At 59.1% G+C, this 23,843-nt stretch carries 24 protein-coding genes; 9 read left to right on the top strand and 15 right to left on the bottom strand.

Features of this window, described 5'->3' with window-relative positions; translation table 11 throughout:
* Positions 1–27: 27 nt before the first annotated feature.
* Genes AC2VNM_RS07880 through AC2VNM_RS07865 form a run of 4 tightly spaced genes read right to left on the bottom strand, consistent with a single transcriptional unit; the run spans position 28 to position 2,698 of the window.
* A complete protein-coding gene (locus AC2VNM_RS07880) occupies positions 28–969 on the bottom strand; it encodes a beta-ketoacyl-ACP synthase III (RefSeq protein ID WP_483166481.1) in 942 nt (313 codons plus the stop codon).
* The gene (gene plsX / locus AC2VNM_RS07875; protein ID WP_483166480.1) at positions 969–1,997 is read right to left on the bottom strand and encodes a phosphate acyltransferase PlsX; all 1,029 of its coding nucleotides are present in this window, start codon (positions 1,995–1,997) and stop codon (positions 969–971) included. The genes AC2VNM_RS07880 and plsX overlap by 1 nt, the downstream gene beginning before the upstream one ends.
* Positions 1,998–2,021: 24 nt before the next feature.
* A complete protein-coding gene (gene rpmF, locus AC2VNM_RS07870; protein WP_483166479.1) occupies positions 2,022–2,207 on the bottom strand; it encodes a 50S ribosomal protein L32 in 186 nt (61 codons plus the stop codon).
* A 23-nt stretch (positions 2,208–2,230) separates the two neighbouring features.
* Positions 2,231–2,698, bottom strand: coding sequence for a YceD family protein (locus AC2VNM_RS07865; protein ID WP_483166478.1), 468 nt, complete (start codon positions 2,696–2,698; stop codon positions 2,231–2,233).
* Between the two features lie 185 nt (positions 2,699–2,883).
* Here AC2VNM_RS07865 and carA point away from each other — a divergent pair, with 185 nt between their 5' ends.
* The 4 genes from carA to AC2VNM_RS07845 are packed head-to-tail and all read left to right on the top strand — an operon-like array spanning position 2,884 to position 8,607.
* Positions 2,884–4,026, top strand: a complete 1,143-nt coding sequence (gene carA, locus AC2VNM_RS07860; RefSeq protein WP_483166477.1) for a glutamine-hydrolyzing carbamoyl-phosphate synthase small subunit — start codon at positions 2,884–2,886, stop codon at positions 4,024–4,026.
* Positions 4,013–7,237, top strand: coding sequence for a carbamoyl-phosphate synthase large subunit (carB, locus tag AC2VNM_RS07855; protein ID WP_483166476.1), 3,225 nt, complete (start codon positions 4,013–4,015; stop codon positions 7,235–7,237). The genes carA and carB overlap by 14 nt, the downstream gene beginning before the upstream one ends.
* A gap of 6 nt (positions 7,238–7,243) precedes the next feature.
* Positions 7,244–7,720 carry a transcription elongation factor GreA gene (gene greA / locus AC2VNM_RS07850; RefSeq protein ID WP_215873211.1) on the top strand — a complete coding sequence of 159 codons (477 nt, stop codon included), beginning with the start codon at positions 7,244–7,246 and terminating at the stop codon, positions 7,718–7,720.
* A 47-nt stretch (positions 7,721–7,767) separates the two neighbouring features.
* A complete protein-coding gene (locus AC2VNM_RS07845) occupies positions 7,768–8,607 on the top strand; it encodes an undecaprenyl-diphosphate phosphatase (protein ID WP_483166475.1) in 840 nt (279 codons plus the stop codon).
* Positions 8,608–8,633: 26 nt separating this feature from the next.
* Here the strand turns inward: AC2VNM_RS07845 and AC2VNM_RS07840 are convergent, their stop codons facing one another.
* The 7 genes from AC2VNM_RS07840 to AC2VNM_RS07810 are packed head-to-tail and all read right to left on the bottom strand — an operon-like array spanning position 8,634 to position 15,884.
* Positions 8,634–9,824 carry an MFS transporter gene (locus AC2VNM_RS07840; protein WP_483166498.1) on the bottom strand — a complete coding sequence of 397 codons (1,191 nt, stop codon included), beginning with the start codon at positions 9,822–9,824 and terminating at the stop codon, positions 8,634–8,636.
* 37 nt (positions 9,825–9,861) lie between these two features.
* The gene (locus tag AC2VNM_RS07835) at positions 9,862–10,803 is read right to left on the bottom strand and encodes a heme o synthase (RefSeq protein ID WP_483166474.1); all 942 of its coding nucleotides are present in this window, start codon (positions 10,801–10,803) and stop codon (positions 9,862–9,864) included.
* Positions 10,804–10,812: 9 nt separating this feature from the next.
* Positions 10,813–11,754, bottom strand: a complete 942-nt coding sequence (locus tag AC2VNM_RS07830) for a cytochrome C oxidase assembly protein (RefSeq protein WP_483166473.1) — start codon at positions 11,752–11,754, stop codon at positions 10,813–10,815.
* Between the two features lie 17 nt (positions 11,755–11,771).
* Complete coding sequence (locus AC2VNM_RS07825; RefSeq protein ID WP_483166472.1) at positions 11,772–12,128, bottom strand: cytochrome o ubiquinol oxidase subunit IV; 357 nt, start codon at positions 12,126–12,128, stop codon at positions 11,772–11,774.
* Positions 12,125–12,757: a cytochrome c oxidase subunit 3 gene (locus AC2VNM_RS07820; RefSeq protein ID WP_483166471.1), complete on the bottom strand. Its 633-nt coding sequence runs from the start codon at positions 12,755–12,757 to the stop codon at positions 12,125–12,127. The genes AC2VNM_RS07825 and AC2VNM_RS07820 overlap by 4 nt, the downstream gene beginning before the upstream one ends.
* A gap of 49 nt (positions 12,758–12,806) precedes the next feature.
* On the bottom strand, positions 12,807–14,948 hold the full coding sequence (locus AC2VNM_RS07815; RefSeq protein WP_483166470.1) for a cbb3-type cytochrome c oxidase subunit I: 2,142 nt from the start codon (positions 14,946–14,948) through the stop codon (positions 12,807–12,809).
* Between the two features lie 21 nt (positions 14,949–14,969).
* Complete coding sequence (locus AC2VNM_RS07810) at positions 14,970–15,884, bottom strand: ubiquinol oxidase subunit II (RefSeq protein ID WP_483166497.1); 915 nt, start codon at positions 15,882–15,884, stop codon at positions 14,970–14,972.
* A 547-nt stretch (positions 15,885–16,431) separates the two neighbouring features.
* Between AC2VNM_RS07810 and AC2VNM_RS07805 the strand changes: the two genes are divergently transcribed.
* Genes AC2VNM_RS07805 through pdxH form a run of 3 tightly spaced genes read left to right on the top strand, consistent with a single transcriptional unit; the run spans position 16,432 to position 18,501 of the window.
* The gene (locus AC2VNM_RS07805) at positions 16,432–17,181 is read left to right on the top strand and encodes a DJ-1/PfpI family protein (protein ID WP_483166469.1); all 750 of its coding nucleotides are present in this window, start codon (positions 16,432–16,434) and stop codon (positions 17,179–17,181) included.
* Positions 17,171–17,839: a ribose-5-phosphate isomerase RpiA gene (gene rpiA / locus AC2VNM_RS07800; protein ID WP_483166468.1), complete on the top strand. Its 669-nt coding sequence runs from the start codon at positions 17,171–17,173 to the stop codon at positions 17,837–17,839. The genes AC2VNM_RS07805 and rpiA overlap by 11 nt, the downstream gene beginning before the upstream one ends.
* 14 nt (positions 17,840–17,853) lie before the next feature.
* Positions 17,854–18,501 carry a pyridoxamine 5'-phosphate oxidase gene (gene pdxH, locus AC2VNM_RS07795; protein WP_483190070.1) on the top strand — a complete coding sequence of 216 codons (648 nt, stop codon included), beginning with the start codon at positions 17,854–17,856 and terminating at the stop codon, positions 18,499–18,501.
* A gap of 8 nt (positions 18,502–18,509) precedes the next feature.
* Here the strand turns inward: pdxH and AC2VNM_RS07790 are convergent, their stop codons facing one another.
* The 4 genes from AC2VNM_RS07790 to leuC are packed head-to-tail and all read right to left on the bottom strand — an operon-like array spanning position 18,510 to position 20,991.
* Positions 18,510–18,812, bottom strand: coding sequence for a hypothetical protein (locus AC2VNM_RS07790; protein ID WP_483166466.1), 303 nt, complete (start codon positions 18,810–18,812; stop codon positions 18,510–18,512).
* Positions 18,805–19,434 carry a 3-isopropylmalate dehydratase small subunit gene (gene leuD / locus AC2VNM_RS07785; protein ID WP_483166465.1) on the bottom strand — a complete coding sequence of 210 codons (630 nt, stop codon included), beginning with the start codon at positions 19,432–19,434 and terminating at the stop codon, positions 18,805–18,807. The genes AC2VNM_RS07790 and leuD overlap by 8 nt, the downstream gene beginning before the upstream one ends.
* A 1-nt stretch (position 19,435) precedes the next feature.
* The gene (locus AC2VNM_RS07780) at positions 19,436–19,585 is read right to left on the bottom strand and encodes a hypothetical protein (protein WP_483166464.1); all 150 of its coding nucleotides are present in this window, start codon (positions 19,583–19,585) and stop codon (positions 19,436–19,438) included.
* Positions 19,582–20,991, bottom strand: coding sequence for a 3-isopropylmalate dehydratase large subunit (gene leuC / locus AC2VNM_RS07775; RefSeq protein WP_483166463.1), 1,410 nt, complete (start codon positions 20,989–20,991; stop codon positions 19,582–19,584). The genes AC2VNM_RS07780 and leuC overlap by 4 nt, the downstream gene beginning before the upstream one ends.
* A 158-nt stretch (positions 20,992–21,149) precedes the next feature.
* Here leuC and pmbA point away from each other — a divergent pair, with 158 nt between their 5' ends.
* Positions 21,150–22,487: a metalloprotease PmbA gene (gene pmbA / locus AC2VNM_RS07770; protein ID WP_486913082.1), complete on the top strand. Its 1,338-nt coding sequence runs from the start codon at positions 21,150–21,152 to the stop codon at positions 22,485–22,487.
* 6 nt (positions 22,488–22,493) lie between these two features.
* On the top strand, positions 22,494–23,843 hold a 1,350-nt coding region (locus AC2VNM_RS07765; protein WP_486913081.1), incomplete at its 3' end, for an APC family permease.

Raw genomic sequence — 23,843 nt, 5'->3', positions numbered from 1 at the left:
CTTGATGCGAATGTGCTGGCTGTACGCTCAGGTCCAGCGTAGCAGCGCCGAGCCCCAAGTAAAACCACCGCCAAAGGCCTCCAGCAGCAAAAGCTGACCCGGGCGGAAACAATTGCGTTGCACGGCATGATCCAGCGCCAAAGGTACCGAGGCGGCCGACACGTTGCCGTGCTCGCCCACCGTTACCACCACCCGCTCCATGGGCAAGGCGAGCTTTTCTGCGGTGGCCTGGATGATGCGGATATTGGCTTGATGCGGTACCAGCCAGTCGATATCGCTGCTCTGCAAGCCATTGGCAGAGAGGGTCTCCTGCACAATGTCGCCGAGCGTGCGCACAGCCATACGAAATACTGCATTGCCCTGCATCGTCAAGTGGCTCTCCGCTTGCGGTACCTGTAACAGCTCGGCATAGCGCCCATCGGCATGCAGGTGGGTGGAGAGGATGCCGGGCTGTTGCGCTGCCCTGATAATCACGGCACCCGCGCCATCGCCAAAGAGGATGCAGGTACTGCGATCCTGCCAATCGACGATGCGCGACATCGTTTCCACGCCAATGACCAGCGCCGTTGTCGCGGCACCACTGCGCAGAAACTGGTCGGCGGTAGCCAGTGCATAGATGAATCCGGTACAGACCGCCTGTACATCGAAAGCGGCCGCCCCTTGGTTGCCCAGGCGGGCCTGCACCAGACAGGCGGTACTCGGGAAAATCTGATCCGGCGTCGTAGTGGCCACGATGATCAGGTCTATGGCAGCCGCTTGCAACCCGGCAGCAGCAAGGGCGCGCTCGGCAGCACGGGTCGCCATGTCGACACTACCTTGTCCTTCCGCTGCCAGATGTCGCGAATGAATTCCGGTGCGGGCGACGATCCATTCGTCACTCGTATCCACCCGGGTACTGAGCTCGTGGTTGTCGAGCACCCTTTCCGGCAGATAAGAACCGGTGGCAATCAACTGGCTGTAATTAGGCATCAGGCGCTGTTGCGAATCACTTGCGCCAAATCGTCTTGTACCACTTTGGCGATCTCCAAGGTGAGGCGGTGATGGGCCTCGGCGATGGCCACTTCCACGGCCCGGGCAAAGGCCAGACGGTCGGCGTTGCCATGACTCTTGATGATGATGCCATTCAGGCCAAGCAAAGTTGCACCGTTGTACTGCCGCGAATCGAGCCGGCGTCGCAATTTTTGCAGGATGGGTCGATTGATGAGATAGGCCATGCGCCCATACAATCCCTGCGTGTAACTGGCGCGGAGTTCTTGCCGTACCATGGCAGCCAGGCCTTCAGAGGTCTTGAGAAAAACATTGCCGACGAAACCATCGCAAACCAGAACATCACAACCGTCTTGGTATATCTGAGAGCCTTCCACATTACCAATGAAGTTCAGATGACTCTGCCGCAGCAGAGCACTGGCAGCCTTCACCAGTTCGTTACCCTTGATTTCTTCCGAGCCGATGTTGAGCAGCCCAACCCGGGGCCTTTGCGTTCCCGTCACCTGTGCAAAAAGAATGGATCCCATCACGGCAAATTGCAACAGATGCTCCGGGTGGCAGTCCACATTCGCCCCCAGATCGAGAGCCAGCACCCGACCCTTGCGGGTGGGCAGGAAGGCGGCAATCGCCGGACGGTCGATCCCCGGGATGGTACGCAGGAAGACCTTGCCCAGCGCCATAAGCGCACCGGTGTTACCCGCGCTGACAACCGCATCGACCTGCCCCTCGCGCAACAAACCGATCGCCACGTGCATGGACGAATCACGCTTGCCGCGCAATGCCTGAGAGGGCGCATCGTCCATCTCGACGACCTGACTGGCATGCCGAATCTGTACCTGCTCCGTATCCCTAAGAAGACGGCTGCGCCGCAGTTCCCGGCGGAGAGTCGCCTCATCTCCGACCAGATGAAACTGCACATCCGGATAGCTCTTCACCAGGCCAGCTAGGGCGAGCAGAACCGTGCGCGGTCCCGAGTCGCCACTCATGGCATCAACGGCAATCTGCGGCAATGGAGTTCAGACCGGAGAATTCGTTCAGGCTTCTACGGATTTGCGCACCATCTCGCGCCCTTTGTAGTAACCACACTCCGGGCAGACGTGGTGGGGCAGCTTGCTCGCTCCGCAGTGATCGCAGGTCGACCGGTTGCTTGCCGTCAAGAAATCGTGGGCGCGGCGCATGTCGCGCTTGGATTTGGAGGTTTTACTCTGGGGAACTGCCATGATCTCGCTTCTCCATCAACAAACTACTGATTCGCACCGAGGCTTGGCACCTCGATTCCAGACACCGGACAAATGCCGGATGACCATTCCATACAGCGCGGCAGGAGTGGGAGCGCCAATAACGCCTCCTCCTCCAGCCAATCCTGTACCGCCAACTTTCCATCCGCAGCCATCACCAGCTCGCGCTCGGCGTCAATGGCTACCAGGGCCGCTTCCGTGTCCGCCACACCCACTCGGACCTGCTGGCGGATGTCGCAAGGCATATCGCCCAGACAGCGCTCACAGCGTAGCAGCCCCTGCAAGCGCAGCTCACCGTCGATCAACAGTACCCGACCGCGCCGTTGCAAACGCAAATCCACGGACGCCAAATCCAGCCGCTGCACCGCTTGCAGCAAGCGGGCCCAACGGGCAAAATCGGGCTCTCCAATCAACTGATCCCCCGCCTCGGAAACTCGGGAAATCAGCAAAGTAGAAACGTGCGCCGCAATCATGAGGGCGGCATATTACCGAGGCTCATCACGGGAGTAAAGCAATTTTCTACGCTTAACTCAATCGCGTTGGGAATTTTCCCAGGGTTTGACCCAGTTGGGCAGGGTTATTTAGAATGCCTAGAGTACATGGGAGGCATCTGCCCTCCCATTTTTGCATCTTCAATTCTGGCAACCTGGGGTGGGATTTGGACGCAGTCCTGGCATTGGCCGATGGGCGTATCTTTCACGGCGCGGGATTCGGCGCTACTGGCTTGCGTGCGGGCGAGGTCTGCTTCAATACGGCGATGACCGGGTATCAGGAGATCCTTACCGATCCTTCTTACCGCGGGCAGCTCATCACCCTGACCTATCCTCACATTGGCAATGTCGGCATCAATTCGGAGGATGCCGAAGGTCGCGAGATCTTTTGCGCCGGCCTCCTGCTGCGCACCCTGCCGCGGGCAGCGAGCAACTGGCGGGCGCAAGAAGAACTCGACGCTTATCTGCGGCGCCACGGAGTTCCGGGCATGGCGGAGTTCGATACCCGCGCGCTGACCCGTCATTTGCGCGAACACGGCGCCCAGAACGGGGCCATTGCCGTGGGTAACGACCTAGATATCGAGCAAGTCCTGGCGGCGGCGCGCGCCTTCCCCGGCCTCGAAGGGGCCGATCTGATCGGCGAGGTGACAGCCGGCGAGCGGCAGGAGTGGACCCGCCGTAGCCCCAGCCCTGCAAACGACTATATCAGCCAGGAGTCGGCGCCGACGACCCACCATGTAGTGGTGGTAGATTTTGGTGCCAAGCGGAATATTCTGCGTCTCCTCGCCGACCGTGGCTGCCGCGTGACCCTTCTACCACCACAGAGCAGCAGCGCAGAAATCCTCGGCCTCGGCGCCGATGGCGTCTTGTTCAGCAATGGTCCGGGCGATCCTGCGGCGCTGACCCAAGCGCAGAACACGATGCGGGCAGTCGTCGAGGCGGGCGTCCCTACCTTCGGTCTGTGTCTCGGCCATCAGTTGCTCGGACTCGCCCTGGGCGGCAAGACGCAGAAGATGAAGTTCGGGCACCATGGCGCCAACCATCCGGTCCGCGATCTGCGTAGTGGCCGCGTCCTCATCACCAGCCAGAACCATGGCTTTGCGGTGGCGGCCGAGTCCTTACCCAACAGCGTCGAGATCACCCACGTCTCCCTTTTTGATGGCAGCCTGCAGGGGCTACGTCATCGTCATCTGCCCACCTTCTCTTTTCAGGGGCATCCGGAAGCCGGCCCCGGTCCGCATGATGCCAGCATCATTTTTGATGAGTTTGTCGCCAGTTTTGCCACAAGGAAAAGCCATGCCCCGGCGTGAGGATCTGCGAAGTGTACTGATCATCGGCGCTGGCCCCATTGTCATCGGTCAGGCCTGCGAATTCGATTATTCCGGCGTACAGGCCTGCAAGGCCCTGCGCGAAGAAGGCTGCCGGGTGATCCTGGTCAATTCCAACCCAGCCACCATCATGACCGACCCGCAGACGGCAGATGCCGTCTACATCGAGCCGGTGGAGTGGGAGACGGTGGCACGCATCATCGAGCGCGAACGCCCCGACGCTCTATTGCCGACCATGGGTGGGCAGACGGCGCTCAATTGTGCCCTCGATTTGCACCGCGAAGGGATCCTCGACCGCTATGGCGTGCAATTGATTGGTGCCAGCATCTCCGCCATTCGCGAGGCCGAGGATCGTGGCCTTTTCAAGAAGGCCATGGTGGAAATCGGTCTGGAGGTTGCGCGCTCCGCCTTTGCCCACCAGCTCGATGAGGCTCGGGAGATCGCCGACAATATTGGCTACCCGGTCATCATTCGTCCTTCCTTCACCCTTGGCGGCACTGGCGGTGGCGTGGCCTACAACCGCGAGGAATTTGAGGAAATCGCCGCGCGTGGCCTGGAGTCCAGCCCCACCCATGAAATTCTCGTCGAAGAATCGGTGATTGGTTGGAAAGAGTTCGAGATGGAGGTGGTGCGCGACCGCGCCGACAATTGCATCATCATTTGCTCTATCGAAAACATCGACCCGATGGGCGTACATACCGGCGATTCGATCACCGTGGCTCCAGCCCAGACCCTCAGCGACCGCGAATACCAGACCATGCGCGACGCCTCGATTGCCGTGCTGCGGCGCATTGGTGTCGATACCGGCGGCTCCAACGTGCAGTTTGCCGTCAATCCGCGCAATGGCCGGATGCTGGTCATCGAAATGAACCCCCGGGTTTCGCGCTCTTCCGCCCTGGCATCGAAGGCAACGGGCTTCCCGATTGCCAAGGTCGCCGCCAAACTGGCCCTTGGCTATACCCTGGATGAACTGCGCAACGACATCACCCAGGCTACCCCGGCCAGTTTCGAGCCCAGTATCGACTATGTAGTGACCAAGATCCCGCGCTTTGCCTTCGAGAAATTTCCCGAGGCCGACCCGCACTTGACCACCCAGATGAAGTCGGTCGGGGAAGTCATGGCCATGGGGCGCAGTTTCCAGGAGTCGCTACAAAAGGCCTTGCGCGGCCTGGAAACCGGGATGGACGGGCTGAATGAACTGGATACCAAGAGCTGGAGTACCGCACAGATCGAGCAGGCTCTGCGCAACCCGGGCCCCGAACGCCTCTGGCAGGCGGCAGATGCCTTCCGCCTCGGCTGGACGCTTTTACGCATTCACGAATTGACGCAGATCGATCCGTGGTTCCTCGAGCAGATCGCCGAGTTGGTGAACATGGAAAATGACCTGCGCGGGCGTGCCGTGGCAAGTCTGGATAAAGCGGAGCTGCGGCATCTGAAGCGGATGGGTTTTTCCGACCGACGCCTGGCGCAGCTCCTCGGCTGCCGCGAGGCGGCCCTGCGCGAACATCGTCACAAGCTGGGCATCCGTCCCGTGTATAAGCGGGTGGATACCTGTGCTGCCGAGTTCCATTCGCCTACCCCCTACCTCTACTCCACCTACGAGGACGAGTGCGAGGCGCAGCCCAGCGAGCGCAAAAAGATCATGATCCTGGGCGGCGGACCCAATCGGATCGGCCAAGGGATCGAATTCGACTATTGCTGCGTGCATGCGGCCATGGCCATGCGCGAAGATGGCTATGAAACGATCATGGTCAACTGCAACCCCGAGACGGTCTCCACCGATTACGACACCTCCGATCGCCTCTATTTCGAGCCACTCACCCTGGAAGATGTGCTGGAGATCGTGCAGATCGAAAAGCCTGAAGGGGTCATCGTCCAGTTTGGCGGGCAGACCCCACTCAAGCTCGCCAACGATCTTTCGGCGGCAGGCGTACCGATCATCGGCACCAGCCCGGACTCCATCGATCTGGCGGAAGACCGCGAACGCTTCCAACAGCTGTTGCAGCGCCTGCAATTACGCCAACCGGAAAATGCCATCGCCCGCAGTAGCACCGAGGCCCTTGCCCATGCGCGCTCCCTTGGGTATCCCTTGGTCGTGCGGCCCTCCTACGTGCTCGGTGGCCGCGCCATGCGCATCGTCTATGCCGAGGATGACCTGGAGCGCTACATGCAGGAGGCGGTGCGGGTTTCCGAAGATCAGCCGGTCCTGCTCGATCGCTTCCTGAACAACGCCCTGGAAGTCGACATCGACGCCGTTGCCGATGGGGAACGCGTACTGGTGGCCGGTATCATGGAGCATATCGAGCAGGCGGGCGTGCACAGCGGTGACTCAGCCTGCTGTCTGCCGCCCTACTCGTTACCAAGCAGCATACAAAGCCAATTACGGCAGCAGACCGAAGCGCTGGGCAAGGCCCTGGGGGTGGTCGGATTGATGAACTGCCAGTTTGCCGTGCAAGGATCGGATATCTACGTCCTGGAGGTGAATCCCCGTGCGTCGCGCACGGTGCCCTTCGTGTCCAAGGCTGCGGGCATCCCTCTGGCCAAGATCGCGGCGCGCTGCATGGCGGGCAAGACTCTGGCGCAGCAGGGGGTGGAAGAAATCACCCTCGGGCAGCACTTCAGCGTCAAGGAAGCGGTCTTTCCCTTCCTCAAATTTCCCGGGGTAGACGTGCTTCTCGGTCCAGAGATGAAGTCTACCGGCGAGGTGATGGGTATCGGGAGCAGCTTCGGAGAGGCCTTCCTCAAGGCGCAGATTGCCGCCGGCGAGCACTTTCCGCGGCAAGGCACGGTGTTTTTGAGCGTGCGCGACGCCGATAAGGAAGGCATCATCCCGGTCGCCCGCGAATTGCACCGCCTCGGCTTTTCTCTGCTCGCTACCCGGGGCACGGCCCAGCATCTCGACCGTGCGGGTCTCCGTGTCGCCGCGGTCAACAAGGTAACCGAGGGGCGTCCCCACATCGTCGATGCGATCAAGAATGGTAAGGTGCAGATCATCATCAACACCGTCGATGAGCGCCAATCGGTGCGCGATTCTTTCAGTATTCGTCGCGCCGCCCTACAGATGGGCCTCACCTACTACACCACCCTGGCTGGCGCCACAGCCGGTACTGCCGCCCTTGCTGTCCTGCTCAGCCAGGAGCGCAGCGTCGTTTGTTTGCAGGATCTGGCCAGCCAGTCCCCTTCCCGGAGGTAAGCAACTATGAGTGACAAGATTCCGATGACCGTCGTCGGCGCAGAGCGCTTGCGCGAAGAACTACAAAGACTCAAGAGCAAGGATCGCCCAGCGGTGATTGAAGCCATTGCCGAGGCGCGCGCCAAGGGAGATCTCTCAGAAAACGCCGAGTACGATGCCGCCAAAGAACAGCAGGGCTTCATCGAAGGGCGCATTCGCGAGATCGAGGACTTCATCGCCCGCGCGCAAATCATTGATCCAAAATCACTCAATGCTGGCGACCGCATTGTCTTTGGCGCAACGGTTGAGCTCGAGGATCAGGATGGGCAAACCATCACATATCAAATCGTCGGCGATGCCGAAGCCGATATCAAGGAAAACAAAATTTCCATTAGCTCCCCTGTCGCCCGCGCCCTGATCGGCAAACACGAAGGAGATAGCATCGAGGTCAACGCTCCCGGCGGTACCCGGGAATACAGCATCCTCGCGGTCCGCTATATCTGATCCGCAGTGCGATCACGCTCTCCGGGGCGTCCACGGGAAACGAATCCATGCTCCATCATTTCTATCTGTTTCTACTGGCTGCCTTGCAGGGCGTGACCGAGCTCTTCCCGATCTCCAGCCTCGGCCACAGCATCCTCGTGCCAGCTCTGTTCCGCTGGCCCATCAATCGCGATGCCTCGTGGTTTCTGCCCTTCATCGTTGTCTTGCACTTGGGCACGCTGGCGGCACTGTTGAGTTTTTTCTGGCGCGATTGGGTCGAACTGATCGGTGCCTTTCTGCGCGATCGGGGGCGTCCACGCAGTGCCGAAACCCGGCTTCTGTGGCTCTTGATCCTGGCGAGCATACCCGCCGGCCTGCTCGGCCTTGCCCTTGCCCATCGGATCAAAGACCTCTTTGGCGGCTTTGCTTTTGCCGCAGTCGCTTTGATGGTGAACGGCGCCCTGCTGATCTGGGGGGATCGTCTGCGCGCCCGGGAGCCCAGCCATACCCTGGAGAAACTCAGTTGGCGGCGCGCCCTGATCATCGGCTTTGCCCAATCGCTGGCCCTGATCCCCGGGTTTTCCCGCTCGGGCGCAACCCTGGTCGCCGGGATTGGCGTAGGCCTGGACTATGCCAATTCGGCGCGTTTTTCCTTTCTTTTGGCCACCCCCATCATCGGTGCAGCCGGCTTGCTCGAAGTGCCCAAACTCGTCCATCAGCATCTGAGTCACGGACTATATGGTGTAATTGTCCTGTCCGGAGTCATTTCCGCGATTTTTGCCTGGCTTTCGGTATGGTTCTTGATGCGCTATTTTCACCAACATGAGATCAAGGCGCTACGACCCTTTGGGATTTACTGCATTCTCTTTGGCGCATTTACTTTGCTCGTGGGAAATGGCGGCCTGTAAGTATAGCGTCCCGAGCTAGAGCGCCATCAAGAGCGCTCTTCAGCAGCCAGCAATTTGTTCATCGCCCCCCCAGCAAAAGCACTCTGCAGGGCCAAAGCCAGACCCACGGCAGTAAGGATATAAAAAACACCCTGAACGCCAATCCAGCCCAACCCCCATCCACCGACCACACCGCCGGTAAAAATGCCCAGAAACTGCATGAGTGAATACACACCACTGGCAGCACCACGCTGTTCCGGTGTCGTAGAGCGACTCATCATCGAAGGCAAAATTGCGGAAGCGATGTTATAGCCGGCAAAGAAGATGATTGCAGCACTGCCTACCGCCCAGAAATGCCCTGCGAATATACCCATGAACAGTGCGCCGAGGGCGATAATGATCCCGCTAAGAGCGAGTACGCGCCGATGCTCCCGGTTTTTCTCTGCATAAATCACCGGATATAGCATGAGGACGATGCCGCCGAACATAACGGGAAGATAGACCTCCCAGATTGCCCCCTGCGTCAATTGCGTGGCCCGCAACAACTCCGGTGACAGAACAACGAAACTGGCGCCCAAGACCATCTGCAAAATAAAGATGCCGACACTGGCGGCCTGAACCGCAGGGTGAGAGAAAATGCGCAGGGCATCGCGAAAGGAACCCATGCGCCGCTGCTGCCCCTCGGGTATACCAGGAATTACGAAGAACAGAGGTAGAAAAGCCAATACACCGAGGGCCGCCGCTCCCCAAAATACTCCGGCAAGGCCAGAAAATCCGTAAATAATGGGTCCCAACGCCATACCCAGAACATAGGCGATGGAGATACTGCCACCAATGGCGGCCATCGCCTTGGTCCGATGCGCATCGTCCGTGAGATCGCCGGCGGTAGCCAACAGTACGGAGGAGACCGCTCCTGCCCCCTGCAATACACGGGCCAAGACCACCCCCCAAATATTATCCGTAAGCGCCCCGAGTACCGACCCCGCAATGAAGAGCAGCAATCCAAGCACCAGAACCGGCTTACGTCCCAGACGGTCCGAGGCGCTACCAAAAGGAAATTGCAGCAGGGCCTGGGCCAGTCCATAGATGCCGACGGCAAGCCCAAGCAGAAAGGGCGTACTGTCGCGCATCGAATGGCTGTCGAGGGCAAGCACGGGCATCAACATGAAAAGCCCAAGCATGCGGGTCATGTAGATGAAACTGAGTCCAAAAACCGCCTTTTTTTCTTGCCCGGTCATAGGCGGACCCGCGTGCCGCTGGCGCCGCCCCTTTCGTTCAGAAGAAGCCATAACTCAACAACGCCTTGCCCACGAGGAGCGCGGTGAACAGGAGGAACAGATAGCTGATGGAAAATGCAAACATCTTGCGCGCGTAAAGGTCCATCTCGGCGCCTTCTGGCAGTCTGCGTAGGCGCAAGGCCATGCCAACAAACCAGGCACCTGCGATCCAGGCAATTCCGCCGTAAACCCAGTCATGGGTAAGGAAAGCCGGCACCAGACTCACCAGCCAGGTCGCCAGCGCGTAGACCAGGATTTCCTTACGGGTGCGATCAACCCCGTGGGTGACCGGTAACATCGGGATGCAGGCTTTGGCGTAGTCTCGCCGACAGTAAATAGCCAGCGGCCAGAAATGCGCCGGCGTCCAGACGAAGATCAGCGCCACCAGCATCAGCGGCAAAAGGTTTACCGAGCCCATGACTGCGGTCCAGCCAATCAACGGAGGAAGCGCTCCGGCCAGCCCGCCCCAGACGATGTTCCACGGCGTGCTGGGCTTGAGGTACAAGGTATACACCACTCCGTAGCCCACCGTACCGAGCAGGGTCAGCGCCAAGGTCAACGGGTTGGTCCACAGCAAGAGTACCGCAATGCTGACGCTGAGCAGGATCGCGGCATACACTACAGCGCCCTTGCGACCAATGCGGCCCTCTGCGAGGGGACGACGGTGGGTACGCCGCATGTGCTGGTCGAGTTCCGGCTCGACGATCTGGTTGAGCACTCCGCCAGCACCTCCCGCCAGGGCGATACCCAGCAGTCCGGCGACTGCCGCGGGCCAGTGCTGAATACCGCTGGGTGCCAGCAACTCACCAACCGCAGCCGTGAACACGAGCAGAGAGACCACCCGGGCCTTGGCCAAGACCCAGAGATCGCGCAGCAGCTGAACGCCTGCACTCGGGCTGGGCAAGAGAAAGGGTGATGAGGTTTCGATAGACTTAGGCATTTGTTTTCCTTAGCGCCATACCAGGACGATAGCGAGACTCATGGAGAGCACCATGCCCTGATGAAAGGCCACCATGATTCCGGGGTCTTTGGGTTTGAGATTGACCGAATGAAAGAGGAGAAAGCCAACGGCAACCTGGATCACCGCCAGATAGAAGGCCACCGGGAAGGCCGGCATCATCCAGCCCAGGGTGGCAACCAGCAACAAGGCAGCACTCACGTGCGCCGCCACCGTCCATTGCGAGGCCTTCTGGGGTTTGACGAAGGCGCCAATCGCCTTGCCGAAGCCCCGCTGTCCGGTGGTCATTCCACCCAGCAGCACGGCCAGCAAGAGCGCATGCAAGGCGCCCATGGAACCGAGATACGTCCAGAAATTCATGCCTGGATAGGCCAGATTGACCAGAAAGATCAAAAAGACCCCATAGGCAAGAAGTCCATGGATCCCATGGACCAGAGAGGGGGCCTTTCCGGCCAGGACATAGAGGGTGCCCATGCCAAAGAGCGCGGTCACCACGATCAGTCCCAGTCCGGAAAGGGTATTCACGTCTGGCGCGAGAATGGCCAGGGCAAGCGCGACCAGGCCCACCAAAGTTGCCACCACACGGTGGGCTGCTTCGGGATCACTACGCAACATCAAGACCACAATGTTGCGGGTATAGGGCCACTTGGTGCCCAGGGACAGGCCGTAACCGAAGCCTTCGACCAAGCTGCCGAGCAAAATCAACACCATGGCAAAGCCGACTTCCGTGGTAGACAGCGCCTGCACCAAGGCATCGACGAACCCTCCGCTGCTACGCAGTCCTTCGACCACGCCGGCCAGCACCGCGGCAATCAGCGCAAGGCCGATGAACTTGCCGATGGCACGAACGAAGGGGGTCATTTCCGGCTCAACGGCGTGCGGGATTCCTTCCCGTCCACCGACTGCTGGTCCATTCTCGAGTACGCTAGACATGTGTTACTCCTGGATGCTCAGTGCATCCCTGGCATCATCGGCATGGTGCGCAGATACAACTGCGAGAACATCCACCAGGTCAGGCCGATCGTAAAAATGAACAACGGAATGAAAAGCACGAGGGAAACGGTATTCCAAATGTTGTGCTCCGAGACATCGATATGTAGCAGGAAATAGATCTGCGCAATGATGGCGATGGCGGCACAAATCGTAATGACCATCAGCAGTCCAAAAGGCGGAAAGGCATGCGACGAAACCATTGCCGTGGCTGCTGCCATGAGCACCAACGAGATCAGAAAGCCGGTGAAATAGCCCCGAGTACTCGACATCTGTACCTCGGGATGCAGAATCGGATTGTCGTGCCCATGACTCATGACATATACCCCCAGAGATAGACGAAGACGAAGACGAAGACCCAGATAATCGCCTGCAAATGCCAGAACATCCGCAGACTCAGCAAGCGCCCCACGGTATCCGTAGTGAAGCCTTTAGCCGCGACTTGCGCCATCATCACCAGAATCCAGAGCAAGCCAAAGAAGATATGGGCGGCGTGGACCTGGGTGAGAACGATGAAGGCAGAGGCACCGCCGCTGGTCTGCACCGTCACACCGTGGGCAGCCAGATCCATCATGTCGTGGATATCCAGACCGAGAAAAATCACGCCCAGGACAAAAGCCGCAATCAGGCCATTCATCAGACCCGCCTTGTTGCCCTTTTTAACCGCACTCATGCCCATGCCATAGGCCAACACGCTCAAAAACAGTGCTACGGTCTGGGTAAAGGTGTACCACGGGTGAACGAAATCCGCCGGGGTCTGCCCATTGAAGTAGCTGTGGGAATAACTCAGCACACCATAGGCCGCAAAGAGCGTGGCGAAGAGCATGCCGTCACTGAGCAGATAGAGAAAATATCCAAAACTACGTGTCGAGATCACATCATGGCCGTGGTAGTGGGTATCCCACAACACTGCCTTGCTGGGATCGGGTGAATCATGTGCACTCATCTGTCTAATCCTCTTGTCAGGGGCGTAGCATCAGCCACGCCCGCAATCCTTAGTGGTGATCGCCGCCGGAGCTTGGCGGCGTACCCAATGGGCTTACTTTCTGCCCCTCATAGGCCATCGCCCCGCCAGGAACCGCCTGCCCGCCATGATGTGGCAAGTGTCCTTCCACCTGCTGCTGACGCTGCATGGCCTCGCGCTCCATCTTCTCCAGCTCGGCAGCCGTGATGATGTAGCCCGGATCACCGCGCCAGGACCGCACGATCATCAGCGCGATGATGGCTACCAGACTAAGCAGACAGAGCCACCACATCCGCCAGGTCAGAGCAAAGCCCAGCACGAAGGTCAACGCACCGATGTAGATCGCCACGCCGGTGTTGTTCGGCATGTGGATATCGACGTACTGGGTCGGTTGCGCCTCATTGATACCGTTATGACGACGCCAGGCTAGTTCATCACGGGCGTTGACATGCGGGGTCACCGCAAAGTTGTAGAACGGCACGGGCGAGTGGGTCAGCCACTCCAGGGAGCGCGAGGTACCCCACGCATCCTGCCCAACGCGGTTCTTCACCCGATCGCGAATGCTGACGTAGAGCAACACGAAGAACGCGGCCACCGAGAGGCAGTACACCGCGATGCCGATTTCCTCGGTCACCAGATAGGGATGCCAGGCAGTATTGAACACATAATCCAGACGACGGGTCTGACCCATGAAGCCGAGCATGTACATCGGCACGAAGACCAGCACCGAACCGGCACTGAAGAGCCAGAACATGGTCTTGGCCCAGAATTCATCGAGTTTGAACCCGAAGACCTTGGGGAACCAAAAAAGTACCGAGCCAAAAATGGCGTAAACGATCACCAGCAACATCGAGTGGAAGTGGGCAATCACGAAGACGCTGTTGTGCACCATGTAGTTGATTGCCGGAATGGCCAGCATCATACCCGTCAAACCGCCCACCAGGAGCAGGAACAGCGCGCCGATGGCCCAGAGCATCGCGGCGGTGTAGGTAATGCGTCCGCGATACATGGTGAAGGCCCAGTTGAATACCTTCACACCGGTAGGAATACCAACCAGCATGGTTGCCACACTGAAGAAACTGTTCACGTCCGGTCCCGCACCCATGGTGAAGAAATGATGCAACCAGACCAGCCAGGATACCCCGGCAATGGCAAAACTCGCTGCCACCATGGTGATGTAACCAAAAAGCGGCTTTTCGGAGAAGGCCGGAAAGATCTCTGACATCATGCCAAAGGCAGGCAGAATCACGAAGTACACTTCGGGATGCCCCCAAATCCAGAACAAGTTGGTGTACAACATCAGGTTGCCGCCGAAGCCCGCGGTGAAGAAGTGCGAACCCAAATAGCGATCACAGGCGACCAGGAAGAGCGCCACCTGCAAGGCTGGAAAGGAGGTCAAGGCAATAATGTTGGCCGACAGGCTCGCCCAGGTGAAGATCGGCAGGCGGAACCAAGTCATGCCCGGTGCCCGCATCTTGACGATAGTGGCGATCAGGTTGATGCCACCGAGGGTGGTACCAAGTGCCGTTAGCTCCAGGGTCCAGATCCAATAGTCCACACCCACGCCAGGGCTGTACTGCAGCTCAAAAATTGGCGCATAGCCAAACCAGCCGTTGTGCGCAAAATCACCCACGAAAAGGGAGATCATGATCAAGGCAACAGCCGCCGCGGTAATCCACAACCCGAGAGCGTTGAGATAGGGATAGGCCATATCCCGCGCCCCAACCTGGAGAGGCACGATGATGTTCATGAAGCCCACCAGCAGTGGGGTCGCGGCCAAGAGGATCATGATCAGGCCGTGGGCGCTGTATACCTGCCCAAAATGGAAGGGCGTCAGATATCCATGCACGGCACCGAAGACGCCGGAGGACTGGGGACCGTTGGCCCAGACCTGCTGGGTACGGATCATCAGGCCATCGATGAAGCCGCGAAAGAGCATGACGAGACCGAGTATGATGTACATCACCCCCAGTTTCTTGTGGTCAACGGTGGTCAGCCACTCTTTCCAGAGATAGCCCCACTTGTGATAGTAGGTAATCAGACCCAGTATAATGACTGCGCCGATGACCACGGCCACGAAGAGTGGCGCGAGAATCGGATTGGTATAGGGGATCTGGTCGATTGCCAGTCTCCCTAGTAGAGGGTTCCACCCTCCCGGTACTTGAACGAGCATTTGCGTCACCTCTCCTTTTTCCTAGTCGCGATGCTCAGCGGCTTGCTTTTGCATGTAAGCCACCATGTTTTCAGTCATTGCCGGCGGCAACGGCCAAGTCTTGCCATTCATCACTTCCATCATCAAATGATCAAAGATTCCGCTCTCCACGTTCGAGAAATAGACCACGCGATGATTGACATTAATGTAGGGCTCGGCAAAGCGATTAAAGCTGGCGTAGGTCATGGTCTTCGGTGAAGCCTGTACCTTGCTCACCCAATTCTGGAAATCCTCCTTGCTGACCATCTTGGTCGGAAAGGTCATCCAGGAGGTACCCGCACCCGCATAGTCCGAGGCAATTCCCTGATAGACACCGATGCGATCACTTTCCAGCGCATTCTTGGTGCGCATGCCAGGCATCACATCGATCATGCCGACGAGCTGCGGAATGAAGAAGCCCGAGGTAACCGCCGTAGAGGTAAGGCGGAAAAAGACTGGTGTATGCACCGGCAACACCAATTCATTGGCCACCGCCATATGATATTGCGGATAGATGAATAACCACTGCCAGTCCGTGGCGATGACGTCCACATGTACCGGATCACCCTTGGGTGCCATGTGCTTAGTAATGACGGTAGGATTATATGGATTGATTTCGAAGGTACCTTTGACGGCAAAGTATGCCAGGAAACCGACGGCAATGATCGGAATACCCCAAACCAGAACCTCAAGCGTATTGGAATGAGACCAATGGGCATCGTACTTACCACGATTCTTGCCCTTGGAATATTTCCACATGAACCAGATCACCAGCAGCGCCGTAATACCAACAATGGCACCCATGATGACGACATCAATGATCATGTAATGCAGGTTGGTATCGGCCATCGTACCTTTCGGATCAAAGATCCAGAAAATACCGGCATTGGCAAGGCCAGCCCATGCAGCTGCCAGCATGCCACCTCCCCATAACGCCAGTCGTTTTGCTTGCTTTTTAAACATAACCACTTTCTCCCTGACGGATTCCTAGTTCCGTATCGTTTTGCCGCCGCGGTGTCCTGCAGCAACCCATCCGCGGGTCGAGGCACTCCCTTTAATGCCCTACCCACTGAGCCAAACCAGAAAACACAGTACTGACCGACAGGGAGTTTGGCCCCCGCTGCAAGTCAGCACTATATTCATACAACATTATATTTTTACAGAAGTCTTCTTTTCGGGCATTACGTTATTCCACTAAAAACGCCGAAGCAATAGAAAAGGCCTTCAAATATTTTTGGGAACAACCAAGATCGATTAGCGCGCTGAATTTACAAAAACCATCATATAATTATGTTAGCGTTTTCTTATGTTTAATTTTCCTTAATAATCAAAAGCGATAGACCAGAAGAAAGGTACCAAGATAAACTCTGTCTTTACATCTATGTTTATAGTATTCGCGATAGTAAAGACAAAAAACTACAACTTTGTTTTTTTATTGGAGAAAATTTTCTGCTATTCTCCGCACATGTTGCCCAGTCAACCTTTCCTCGCTTTCCTTCTCAGCAGCGCGCAGGTTCTCCGCCTGCGGGATGGCAGCACCATTGCGACAGGCGTCTGGGCGGAAGAACTGCTTCTCCCCTGGCAAGAGTTTCGCAGGGCCGGTTGGCCTATCGTGTTTCTGAGCCCAGATGGCAGGCCGGCGCATATCGATCCGCAGAGCCTACTGCTCGAAAATCTCTCTGGTGACCAGAACAAACAAAGGCATCTGGAGCGCGAATCCGCTCGGCTGCCGCTTTCCGACACACTCTCCGTTACCCAGATTTTTCCGTTACTGCCGGCCCTGCGCGGAGTTTTTGTTCCGGGTGGCAATGCTCCGCTGATGGACTTTCCCGACTCGGCTGCCGTAGGACAATTGCTGCGCGAATGCCGGCAGCGGAAAATCCCCGTTGCCACCCTCTGCCACGGTAGCGCCGCCCTTCTCGCCCGCCCTGCTCCTGCTCAAGATCGCCCTTTTGCCAGCTTTCAGGTAAGCTGTTTCCAGAAGCTCGAGGAAGAGCAGACCACTCTCGCGGGACGTTGGCCATTTCACTTGCAAGAAGAGCTGCACAGCTGCGGATTTCAGGTGATATCGGGAACGGCATGGCAAGCGCAGATTGTTCGCGACCGCGATCTGTTCAGCGGCCAGAACCCGGCCTCTGCTCTCCCTCTGGCGCAGGCGTTGTTGGCACGTCTGGAGGAAAATCGTCGTCATAGGGGAAGCAAACATGGATACTGATGCATTAAAGCGTATGGCTGCTGAGGCGGCGCTGGATTACATTCAGCCAGGAATGGTTGTCGGAGTCGGCACCGGTTCCACCAGCAATCACTTCATCGACGCCCTCGGCCGGGCAAAAATTCCCGTTGAAGGCTACGTACCCTCCAGCATAGGCACTGCCGAGCGGCTCAAGTCCCTGGGGCTGCGCGTTCTGGATCTCAACGACACTGGCGACATCCCGGTCTACGTCGACGGCGCCGACGAAATCGATCCGCACTTTCGCCTCATCAAAGGGGGTGGTGGCGCTCTCACCCGCGAAAAGATCGTTGCCTCGGCGGCTCGGCGCTTCGTCTGCATCGCCGATCACTCCAAAGACCACGCAAAACTCGGTAGCTTCCCGTTGCCGGTCGAGGTCCTGCCCTTCGCCCGTAGCTTTGTTGCCCGGCAACTGGTAAAACTGGGTGGCAACCCTAGCCTGCGCAACGGCTTTACCAGCGACAACGGCAATGCCATCCTCGATGTGGTCGGCCTCGATCTCAGCGATCCAGTGGCCATGGAGAGCAAGATCAACAGCATTCCGGGTGTGCTCGACAATGGCATTTTTGCCCTGCGTCGCGCCGACGTGGTCCTGCTCGGCAGCCCTGAAGGCGTCATCCGCCGTAGTAACGCGCCACAGTAAGGATCTGGCCAGCAATGGAAGGAGAAATCGACCATCGCGCCACGCGACGGGATTTTCGCGCCGGCACGCTGGCGCGCGCGGATCTCAATCCGGATCCCTGGGTGCAGATGCAACGCTGGCTTGAGGAAGCAGAACGGGCCGGAAACTTCGACCCTACCGCCATGGCCCTGGCCACGGCCGATGGCGGTGGATTCCCTAACGTGCGCTATGTGCTTCTCAAGCATTTTGACGCTCGCGGCGTCTGCTGGTACACCGATAGCCGTAGCCAAAAAGGACAGGAATTGGCCGCCAATGCCCGCGCGGCTCTGGCCTTCTACTGGCCGGAGCTCGATCGGCAACTACGACTGCAGGGGGAGGTCTTTCTACTGCCCGAGAGCGATGCAGAAAGTTATTTCCGCCAGCGGCCCATCGGTAGTCGCCTGGCCGCCGCAGCATCGGAACAGAGTCGGGAAATTGTCGATCGCGCCCATCTGGAAGCAAGAGTGGCGGAGCTCGCGGCCCGCTATCCTGACGGCGATGTACCGCGCAATCCTGCCTGGCGCGGCTACCGTCTGGCACCGCAGCGCTTCGAGTTCTGGCAAGGGCGCAGTAGCAGGCTCCATGACCGCTTTGTCTATACGCGCAACGAAGAGAGTTGGCGCATCACCCGCCTGATGCCCTGAGTGAACTCTCAAAAACCTTCTATGCGCGCCTCGTAGTCGAGCACGATCAGGCGAAATAGGTCATCTCCCAGCTGCACGTGGGCGGTCTGCGGACCGCCAATCCGGATAGAATTCTCCCCCGCCATGCTCAAGCCGAGGGGCTGAAAATGGTCCTGTTCGATGAGCTCATTCAAGAGGTTGCGCAGCTCCGCTTCCGCTACCGTCCCCGTATTATCCACGACGCGGCAGGGCTTTCCGCGCCGCGTCTGCCCCTCGACTACGCGGGCATGCGGCGAAAGCGGTGGCAGCCCGGAATCCTGCTGCTCATCCATGTTGCACCTCCCGAAAGAGCCAGGGCATCTGGCGACGGCGCTCCGCCTCGAAGGCGCGAATGGCGTCGGCGTGAGCCAGCGTCATCTGAATGTCGTCGAGACCGTTGAGCAGCTTGTGTTTCGCTCCCGGGGCGATATCGAAGGAATAATGCTGACCATCGGCGCTGTGCAGCTCCTGCGCGGCGAGATCGATGTGCACCTGCAGGGGTGCAGCCCGCGCGGCAAGGAAAAGTGTGTCGATCGTTTCTTGCTGCAGAGTGATCAGCAAGATGCCATTCTGCACGCAGTTGTTGGCGAAGATATCGGCAAAACTCGGAGCAATGACCGCACGGATACCGTAGTCGGCAAGTGCCCAGGGAGCATGCTCGCGACTCGATCCACAACCAAAATTCTGCTGTGCCAGAAGGACCTGTGCCCCTTGCAAATCGACTCGGTTGAGCACGAAATCCGGATTGGGATCGGACAAATCGCCATCGCGATAGCGCCAGTCGAAAAACAGGAACTGTCCCAGTCCCTGTCGCTCGATGGTCTTGAGAAACTGCTTGGGGATGATGGCATCGGTATCGACATTGGCGCGATCCAGAGGGATCACCGCCGAATCGAGGGTGGTAAAGGCTTGCATCTCAGGATTTCTCCATGCGCTTGAGGACGACATATTCGACGGCAGCCATTTGATTGGACGCAGCGCGACTCGCGGCGAGCGCGCCCAGCTCCGTCAGACCGCAGCTGAACAAGAGTAGCGCCACCCGCAGAAGAAAGAGACGAGCGCTCACCCGTGCCACCGCCGAAGATCAACAAAATGGCCGGCTATGGCTGCCGCAGCGGCCATGGCCGGGCTGACCAGATGCGTGCGGCCACCGGCGCCCTGCCGCCCCTCGAAATTGCGGTTGGAGGTGGCGGCACAGCGCTCGCCCGGCTCGAGGCGATCGGCATTCATCGCCAGGCACATCGAACAACCCGGTTCCCGCCATTCGAAACCTGCCTGGCGGAAGATTTCGTCGAGTCCCTCAGCCTCCGCCTGCGCTTTGACTAGGCCTGAACCGGGCACAACCAGGACTGCCTTCACCGAGTCCGCCTTGCGCTTGCCGCGCACGATCTCGGCGGCGGCGCGCAGATCCTCTATTCGGGCATTGGTACAGGAGCCGATGAAAACCTTGTCGACCGCAATCTCGCTGATCGGAGTGCCCGCCTGCAGCCCCATGTACTCCAGAGCACGCGTCCACGCCTCCCGGCGCACGGGATCGGGCGCAGCGGCCGGGTCAGGAACCTTCGCGTCGACGGATAAGACCATCTCTGGGCTCGTCCCCCAGGTCACCTGGGGCAGCAATTGGCTAGCGTCGATGCGAATCTCCCGGTCGAACTGGGCGTCACTATCACTGTGCAGGGTCTGCCAGAACGCTACCGCCCGCTCCCAGTCGTCGCCCTGTGGGGCGTGCGGGCGTCCCTGCAGGTAGGCAAAGGTTTTGGCATCGGGTGCTACCATACCGGATCGCGCACCCGCTTCGATAGCCATATTGCAGACCGTCATCCGCCCTTCGACACTTAGCGCCTCGATCCCCGGCCCGGCAAACTCGATGGCGTGGCCGGTACCGCCGGCGGTGCCGATCTGCCCGATGATGGCAAGGACGAGATCCTTGGCTGTCACACCCTGCGGCAAAGTGCCATCGACCCAGACCCGCATGTTTTTGGACTTGCGTGCCCACAGGCACTGCGTCGCGAGGACATGCTCGACCTCGGTCGTGCCGATACCGAAGGCAAGCGCGCCAAGGGCGCCGTGGGTGGCAGTGTGCGAATCTCCGCACACCACGGTCATGCCGGGCAGGGTCAGCCCCTGCTCCGGCGCAATCACGTGGACGATCCCCTGCCGCCGGTCGAGCATACCGTACTCTTCCACCCCAAATTCGGCACAATTGCGATCCAGGGTCTCGACCTGCAGGCGCGAGGTAGCGTCGGCGATGCCGGCAGCCCGATCCGTAGTCGGGACATTATGATCCGCCGTGGCGATATTCGCATCCACCCGCCACAGTTTGCGTCCGGCTGCGCGCAGGCCGGAGAAGGCTTGCGGGCTGGTTACCTCGTGCAACAGATGGCGGTCGATATAGAGCAGCGTGCGGCCATCCTCCTCGCTGAGAATGCGATGCTGCTCCCAGAGCTTGTCGTACAGGGTCTGTGCGGTCATGAGTTCTGCACCTGTGGTAAAAACGCCCTTATCCTACTCTTTTAACGATAGCTGGGAAACGTCGGTCGAGATGGTAGACCCCGAGGACAGGCATCTGCCTTCCCCCTTGGGGCAGGTAGCAGGTACTATGTTGGCTTAGCAAGTAAAGGTGGCACAGCATGAGCTCAGAAAAATCGCGCGAAGAACAGGAACTGACCCGGATAGCCCAGCAATGCCTGGAGCTTGCCAAGGCGCGGGGTGCCAGCGCGACTGAGGTCGGCGCAAGCTCCGGTAAGGGGCTGTCGCTCACCGTGCGGCTGGGAGAGGTAGAGTCGGTAGAGTATCACCGCGACAAGAGCGTGGGTGTAACCGTGTATCTTGGCGAGCGCAAGGGCTCTGCTTCAAGCTCTGATTTTTCCACTCAGGCGTTGACAGAGACGGTGGAAGCGGCGCTCAACATTGCCCGACACACGGCACCGGACCCTTTTTCGGGTCTCGCGGATACCGGCCTGCTCGCCAAGGAATTTCCCGATCTGGACCTGTATCACCCCTGGGACGTCGATCCCGATACGGCAGCGGAAATCGCTCGTCAGTGCGAAGAGGCCGCGCGCAGCGCCGACCCGCGCATCCACAATTCAGAGGGCGGCAGCATCAGCACCGGTGAGGGGATGAGTGTCTACGCTAACAGTCTCGGCTTTGTCGGCGTCAGCCGGGGGTCTCGCCACAGCCTTTCCTGCTCGGTGATTGCCGAGGATGAACAGGGCATGCAGAGAGACTATTGGTACGATGTAGCCCGGCGATACGAGGATCTCGCCAGCCCCGAGGAGATTGGCCGAATCTGTGCCGAACGCACTCTGCGCCGTCTCGGGGCACGAAAAATCGGTACCTGCACGGTGCCGGTTCTCTTCGAGAATCAGGTGGCATCCAGTCTGCTTGGGCATTTCGCGCAGGCCATCAGCGGCGGCAGTCTCTATCGCAAGGCCAGTTTTCTGCAGGACAGTCTCGGGCAGACGATCTTTCCCCCGCAGGTACGGATCTACGAGGAGCCCCTGCGACGGCGGGGCCTGGCCAGTGCCAGCTTTGATGGCGATGGGGTTGCGACCCACAATCGGGACTTGATCCACGACGGCGTCTTGCAGTCCTATCTGCTCGACGCGTATAGCGCCCGCAAGCTGGGACTGAAAAGCACGGGCAATGCAGGCGGTGCCCACAACCTCACCCTCGCCCCCGGTAGCGAGGACTTGGCGGCGCTCCTGCGGCAGATGGGACGCGGTCTGCTGGTAACGGAGCTGATCGGCTTTGGCGTCAATGGGGTGACAGGGGACTATTCCCGCGGCGCTGCCGGCTTTTGGGTGGAAAATGGGGAAATCCAGTATCCGGTAGAGGAAATCACTATTGCCGGACATCTGCGCGAGATGTTTGCGGGCTTCGTCGCCGTCGGCAGCGATCTGCTGATTCATGGTGGCACCGGCAGCCCATCCATCCTCATCGACAAGATGACCGTCGCCGGTAACTGATCCCACGTGCTGACGCCTTCTCAGCGGGTCAGCACCCGCGAGGTCTGGGGACATGCGGTGGCCAACATCACCCCTTCGGCCATGCCGGCGGTAACCATTGCCTTGGTCGCCGCCCATGGTGGGGCCTTCACCTGGCTGGCTTACGCCCTGGTGGGGGTGGTGATGTGGCTGGTGGCGATTCAGCTTGGCATCCTGGCGCGCCACTTTCCTTCGCCGGGATCGCTGTTTTTTTATCTGGCGCAGGCCCTGCATCCTGTTGCGGGCTTGGTCGCCGGCATTACCATGATTTTCGGATACGGTGGCGCCTTGCTCGCTGCACCACTGCTCTGTGGTCTGTTTGCCAATACTGCACTGCATGCCGTCTGGCCCGCAGCACCCAATCTTCTCGACCTCTTCGCTCTCGCAACCCTGACCATCGCCTTCTCCCTGGCCCGCCGCGGGGTGGAAATCTCGGCGCGCTGGGGGCTTTGGGTGGAATGGTTTTCCCTCGCCGGTATCCTGCTCATCGCCATTCTCACCCTGCGCCATTTTGGCATCAGTGACCCGCAACAGTGGCACTTTTCCCGCCTGCACACTCCCTCTTTGCTCAGCGCCCTGGTCCTATCCCTGCTTGCCTACGGCGGCTTCGAGACTGCTGGCAATCTGGCAGCGGAGGCCGAGCATCCACGCGCCATACCAGGCATCATGCGCTGGGCGGTGATTCTGGTAGCCATTTTTTTCGTGTTTCTAGCGTATACAGAAACGCTGGCCTTTCACGCACTTGGGCAATCCCTGGGAAATGCTTCGACCCCGTTGAACGCCATCGCCACCGCTATGGGGGAATCCTGGCTCGGTGTGCTCGTCGATCTGGCCATGGCCAGCGCTGCCTTTTCGGCAAGCATCGCCACCTTCAACAGTATCTCGCGCATCCTTCTGAGCATGGCCGGGCATCGCGTTCTACCACAGATGCTGGCGCAGCGACATCTCGTATATGGAACCCCGATTCGTGCGTTGCAGGTCCTTGGCATCCTGGTCTTGACCAGCATTCTGTTGTTCTGGCTGTCCCATAGTTCGGTACTCGACTTGATCGACATCTTCGGCACCTTTACAGCGCTCGGTTTTGTCTTGCTCTATGCGTTGAGCAATCTGGCGGCGCTGCGCTATCTCTTTCGCAGCCGCGCCGGGCTGCGCTGGGCCAGCCTGCTGATCACCCTGATCAGCCTGCCCTTGCTCGGTGCGGTCTTCTACGGGACGGTGGTGCCCTTCCCCGGTGGCAGCATTGGGGCGACGATTATCATCTTTTTGCTGATGGTCGCTGCCACCGGCAGCCTGGGACTGTATTGGGCCCGCTTTCAGCCGGAACGACTGCAGGCCATC

This window comes from Acidithiobacillus sp. TH-A67, from assembly GCF_057473545.1.
Note: the sequence above shows the minus strand (reverse complement) of the source record. Positions and strands in the feature narration are given on the sequence as shown.

Excerpts from the sequence above, each read along its gene's own strand:
- AC2VNM_RS07865 (WP_483166478.1), bottom strand. The coding sequence starts at position 2,698 with ATGATTGCGGCGCACGTTTCTACTTTGCTGATTTCCCGAGTTTCCGAG.
- greA (WP_215873211.1), top strand. The coding sequence starts at position 7,244 with ATGAGTGACAAGATTCCGATGACCGTCGTCGGCGCAGAGCGCTTGCGC.
- AC2VNM_RS07820 (WP_483166471.1), bottom strand. The coding sequence starts at position 12,757 with ATGAGTGCACATGATTCACCCGATCCCAGCAAGGCAGTGTTGTGGGAT.
- AC2VNM_RS07790 (WP_483166466.1), bottom strand. The coding sequence starts at position 18,812 with ATGGATGAGCAGCAGGATTCCGGGCTGCCACCGCTTTCGCCGCATGCC.
- AC2VNM_RS07840 (WP_483166498.1), bottom strand. The coding sequence starts at position 9,824 with ATGACCGGGCAAGAAAAAAAGGCGGTTTTTGGACTCAGTTTCATCTAC.
- pdxH (WP_483190070.1), top strand. The coding sequence starts at position 17,854 with ATGGAAGGAGAAATCGACCATCGCGCCACGCGACGGGATTTTCGCGCC.
- AC2VNM_RS07815 (WP_483166470.1), bottom strand. The coding sequence starts at position 14,948 with ATGCTCGTTCAAGTACCGGGAGGGTGGAACCCTCTACTAGGGAGACTG.
- AC2VNM_RS07805 (WP_483166469.1), top strand. The coding sequence starts at position 16,432 with ATGTTGCCCAGTCAACCTTTCCTCGCTTTCCTTCTCAGCAGCGCGCAG.
- AC2VNM_RS07830 (WP_483166473.1), bottom strand. The coding sequence starts at position 11,754 with ATGTCTAGCGTACTCGAGAATGGACCAGCAGTCGGTGGACGGGAAGGA.
- AC2VNM_RS07810 (WP_483166497.1), bottom strand. The coding sequence starts at position 15,884 with ATGCTGGCAGCTGCATGGGCTGGCCTTGCCAATGCCGGTATTTTCTGG.
- AC2VNM_RS07825 (WP_483166472.1), bottom strand. The coding sequence starts at position 12,128 with ATGAGTCATGGGCACGACAATCCGATTCTGCATCCCGAGGTACAGATG.
- AC2VNM_RS07880 (WP_483166481.1), bottom strand. The coding sequence starts at position 969 with ATGCCTAATTACAGCCAGTTGATTGCCACCGGTTCTTATCTGCCGGAA.
- pmbA (WP_486913082.1), top strand. The coding sequence starts at position 21,150 with ATGAGCTCAGAAAAATCGCGCGAAGAACAGGAACTGACCCGGATAGCC.
- AC2VNM_RS07835 (WP_483166474.1), bottom strand. The coding sequence starts at position 10,803 with ATGCCTAAGTCTATCGAAACCTCATCACCCTTTCTCTTGCCCAGCCCG.
- leuC (WP_483166463.1), bottom strand. The coding sequence starts at position 20,991 with ATGACCGCACAGACCCTGTACGACAAGCTCTGGGAGCAGCATCGCATT.
- carB (WP_483166476.1), top strand. The coding sequence starts at position 4,013 with ATGCCCCGGCGTGAGGATCTGCGAAGTGTACTGATCATCGGCGCTGGC.
- rpmF (WP_483166479.1), bottom strand. The coding sequence starts at position 2,207 with ATGGCAGTTCCCCAGAGTAAAACCTCCAAATCCAAGCGCGACATGCGC.
- rpiA (WP_483166468.1), top strand. The coding sequence starts at position 17,171 with ATGGATACTGATGCATTAAAGCGTATGGCTGCTGAGGCGGCGCTGGAT.
- leuD (WP_483166465.1), bottom strand. The coding sequence starts at position 19,434 with ATGCAAGCCTTTACCACCCTCGATTCGGCGGTGATCCCTCTGGATCGC.
- AC2VNM_RS07845 (WP_483166475.1), top strand. The coding sequence starts at position 7,768 with ATGCTCCATCATTTCTATCTGTTTCTACTGGCTGCCTTGCAGGGCGTG.